Source organism: Enterococcus sp. FR204, from assembly GCF_031143325.1.
Classification (GTDB): domain Bacteria; phylum Bacillota; class Bacilli; order Lactobacillales; family Enterococcaceae; genus Enterococcus_B; species Enterococcus_B faecium.
The window spans coordinates 1-3,328 of the sequence record NZ_JAKZIW010000086.1 but is presented as its reverse complement, the minus strand read 5'-3'; the positions used below and the strand labels follow the sequence as shown (position 1 = coordinate 3,328).

At 35.0% G+C, this 3,328-nt stretch carries 2 protein-coding genes and 3 pseudogenes; 1 reads left to right on the top strand and 4 read right to left on the bottom strand.

Annotation, left to right across the window (positions count from 1 at the left end; genetic code table 11):
- Positions 1-457: 457 nt before the first annotated feature.
- Positions 458-820 carry a DUF1827 family protein gene (locus RG571_RS11810; RefSeq protein WP_002297684.1) on the bottom strand — a complete coding sequence of 121 codons (363 nt, stop codon included), beginning with the start codon at positions 818-820 and terminating at the stop codon, positions 458-460.
- A 221-nt stretch (positions 821-1,041) separates the two neighbouring features.
- On the opposite strand from RG571_RS11810, the pseudogene RG571_RS11805 reads away from it, so the two are divergent.
- Positions 1,042-1,793 (top strand): annotated as a pseudogene (locus RG571_RS11805) (MerR family transcriptional regulator).
- Between the two features lie 88 nt (positions 1,794-1,881).
- Here RG571_RS11805 and RG571_RS11800 read toward each other — a convergent pair.
- The 3 genes and pseudogenes from RG571_RS11800 to RG571_RS11790 form a co-directional block, all read right to left on the bottom strand.
- A pseudogene (locus RG571_RS11800) lies at positions 1,882-2,142 on the bottom strand (LacI family DNA-binding transcriptional regulator); the annotation flags it as partial.
- Between the two features lie 14 nt (positions 2,143-2,156).
- Positions 2,157-2,342 (bottom strand): hypothetical protein, encoded by a 186-nt coding sequence (locus RG571_RS11795; protein WP_308947814.1) that lies wholly within the window; start codon positions 2,340-2,342, stop codon positions 2,157-2,159.
- A 28-nt stretch (positions 2,343-2,370) separates the two neighbouring features.
- Positions 2,371-3,036 (bottom strand): annotated as a pseudogene (locus RG571_RS11790) (LacI family DNA-binding transcriptional regulator); the annotation flags it as partial.
- Positions 3,037-3,328: the final 292 nt, after the last annotated feature.

The window sequence follows — 3,328 nt, the reverse complement described above, 5'->3', positions numbered from 1 at the left end:
TTATATGTTTTGGAAAATAAAAAAGATGCTGGTGTCATCCACCAACATCAAAAAGTATAGAGCCGATAAAATAAGTAGCTTTTCCTACTACAATCGTAGCCGTTAAGATACCGATGATTGAACGAATATAACCAAATGTCTCTACAACATAATCAATGGCAAAAGTTTTTGAAGCAAATAATACATCTTTCCTTTTTTGCTTCTTATCCCCAAAGAAACGGATATAACTTATTATGTATTGAATTTTTTTGGAAAGGCGAATTATGACAAGATATACCTTGCGTTGAAAAAACTCGCGGAAAAAATATCACACGTTTTTTAAAAAAAACAAAAGTAAGAAAGCAGCTGTCAATAGAATGGAAACAAAAATGGCGAGACATCAATCAGTCTCGCCTTGTTTTTTATTGTATACGTTAGATATGGAGCAGGTTACCATAAAGATGATTATTAGTCGTTATTAAATAGAAATCTTCGTATTTTTTTGTTCTATCACTACAATATCTTTATTTGGACGTTTGAATTGTATTCCGGCACGTTCTAGCTCCTGTTTCACTCCTACATGGACTTTGACATCTTCTCGTGTCATTTTTAAAACGTGATGAATCGCATAGTCGATTTCTTGCCTTGTGATTTTTTTCTTCGTATTGATCATCACGACTTGCTTTTTATCATATGTGTCTACCAATAGCAGTTGTGTTCGATCTAACGAAAATAATTTGTAATAATTAATAGCTGTATTCCCAAAAAAGAATTCCACTACTTTAGGATAAAATGTCTTAATATTTAAATTACTATTCACAGGTGTTTCGATTAGCTTCATCTCATTCCTCTTTTCTATATAGTCGATTTAGATCCAATCTAAGTTATGTTACCATCTTTCCTAGCATTAAGGAATCGGTTACAATTGAACCTTTAAAGACAAAAGGATTTACCTTTTATCACTTAATAGTATAACATAATTTCATGAGAAAAAAATACAATTTTTTCTTGACCTTCTCGTTACGTAAAGGATTATGCTTACATTTGTCAGGAGGAAAAATAATGGAGTACACAATAAAGAAAATGTCAGAGATATCAGGAGTCAGTCCGAGAACCTTGCGCTTTTATGATGAGATTGGACTGCTAAAACCAGCTAGGATCAATTCTTCAGGTTATCGGATTTATGGCAAAAAAGAAGTCGATCGTCTGCAACACATCTTATTTTATCGAACAATGGCATTCAAGTTGGAGGATATCCAAGAGGTCTTAGACAATCCATCTTTTGACCACCAGAAAGCTTTAATCAAGCATCAGCAAATGTTGCTGGAAAAACGGGCACAAATCGATACCCTCTTGACAACTGTCCAACAGACACTTGATATGTACGAAGGAGGAAGAAAAATGAGTGACAAAGAAAAATTTGAAGGGTTTAAACAACAAAAGTTGAAAGAAAATGAAGAATCCTATGGACAAGAGATTCGACAAAAATACGGGAAAAAAAAGGTTACAGCATCCAATGAAAAATGGATGAATATGGATAAAGAAACGTATGAAGAAATGCAAACTGTTGAAAAGCAGATGTTATTTGATCTCACTCTTTACTTAAAAGAACCAGAAGATGAAAGCTTAGCAGACCGTATCTTCCAAGCTCATAAGAAGTGGTTATCTTACAGCTGGCCTGAATATCAGCCAAAAGCGCATAAAGGACTAGGAATGATGTACGAAGCCGATGAACGGTTCACTGCATATTATGACGAGCGAAGGGTCATGGTGCAGCAAAAGCTTTAAATGAAATTATCCAAAAAAAGGCGTAATCTTTTACATGATCCAACAAAAAAGTACACGTAAAATGACCTAATAATAAAACAGCAGACACCCAAGTTAGATTTTTATGCTAACAACCTCAAACGCTGCTTCAATGATCCCACTGATCAACTGATCAAAATACGGATGATTGGTATAAGGCAGAATCACTCCAATGCTTTTCGTTTTTCCATAACTTAACTGTCTGGCATTTGCATTAGGGATATAATCGACTTCTTTCATGACCGCAAGTATTTCTTTCCTTTTTTCCTCATCTACATATGGATGTCCATTGATTACACGTGAAATAGTAGAAACTGAATAACCTGTGAGCTTTGCGATATCTCGAATGTTTGCCACTGCTGCTTCGCCACCTATACAAAAAGATTTTCTTGTAAATAGTCTACCACAGCTGGACCGCATTCAAAAAACTGATACATTTTTCCTTCATGCGAAAAACTGATCCGCTGCCCGCCCCAATATATATCTTTTGTCAAAGTTTCGATTTCATTCATTGGTATTTCTTTTACTATATTTTGGTGTCTGCTCCATTCTTTCACAAGTTTTTTCATCCTACTTTAAATATATTCATCGTTGAATAAACGTATAAGGTATTTTCACTTTATCCTTTTTTTCTGTAAGAAACAATTGAAATGCCATTTCTCCGCAAGCTTCCAGATGGTGGTCGATGGTTGGGAAACCAAGAAGCTCGCTGATCAGCAAATTATCGCGTCCAATCACCACTGGTGTCTTATCTTGCAGATAGCTTTGCAAGATGCCTGCTGCAACCATATCCGAATTTGTAAAGACACCATCAACTCCAAGCTCTTTAAAAAAGAAGCCTGCTTGTTTTCCTTTCTCTGCATCTATACAATCCCAAAAAACAAGTGATTCATCAAAAGATGGAAAAAGTTGATGACATAGCTGCAAAGTGATTTTTGAGTTATAACTTAGCCTGCCACTTCGCCCCAACGTGATGCCCAATTGCTTTATACCTTGCTGCTTCAAATAAGTAAGGCCTTCTGTAATTGATTGTTCTCGATCAATAAAGACACAACTTGCCTGTTTTCCCTTGATTTCTTCACAAAAAACTAGAGGTCCATATTTTTGATATGCCAATAAATCATCTAGTGTATTGGCACGAGACGTAATGATCAATCCATCGAAAGCTTTAGCTGCAAATTCTTCAAGATACCTTCGCTCTTTTTCTTTCTGATAGCCCGTCGGTAAAAGTGTCACTTTGTAATCATAATTCCTATTCAACCCTTGAAAACTGTACAACGTTAATACGGATCCCTTGAACTCGACAAACGCATAAAAATAATTGTTCGTTGTGCCATCTGTTATCTCTACATAAGTATTCATTGCAAGCCCTCCTTTTGATACTTTGAGTATAGTGTATGAAACGCGTCTCATAGCAAGGAGTTTGTTTTGCCAAAGAAAAGTTTTATTCCTCTTTCATTATTACCAAAGTCTCTTATTTTAAATTGAATACATTATAATGATACTGTAAATATATCTTTATATTTAGTTTTAATAGATAAAA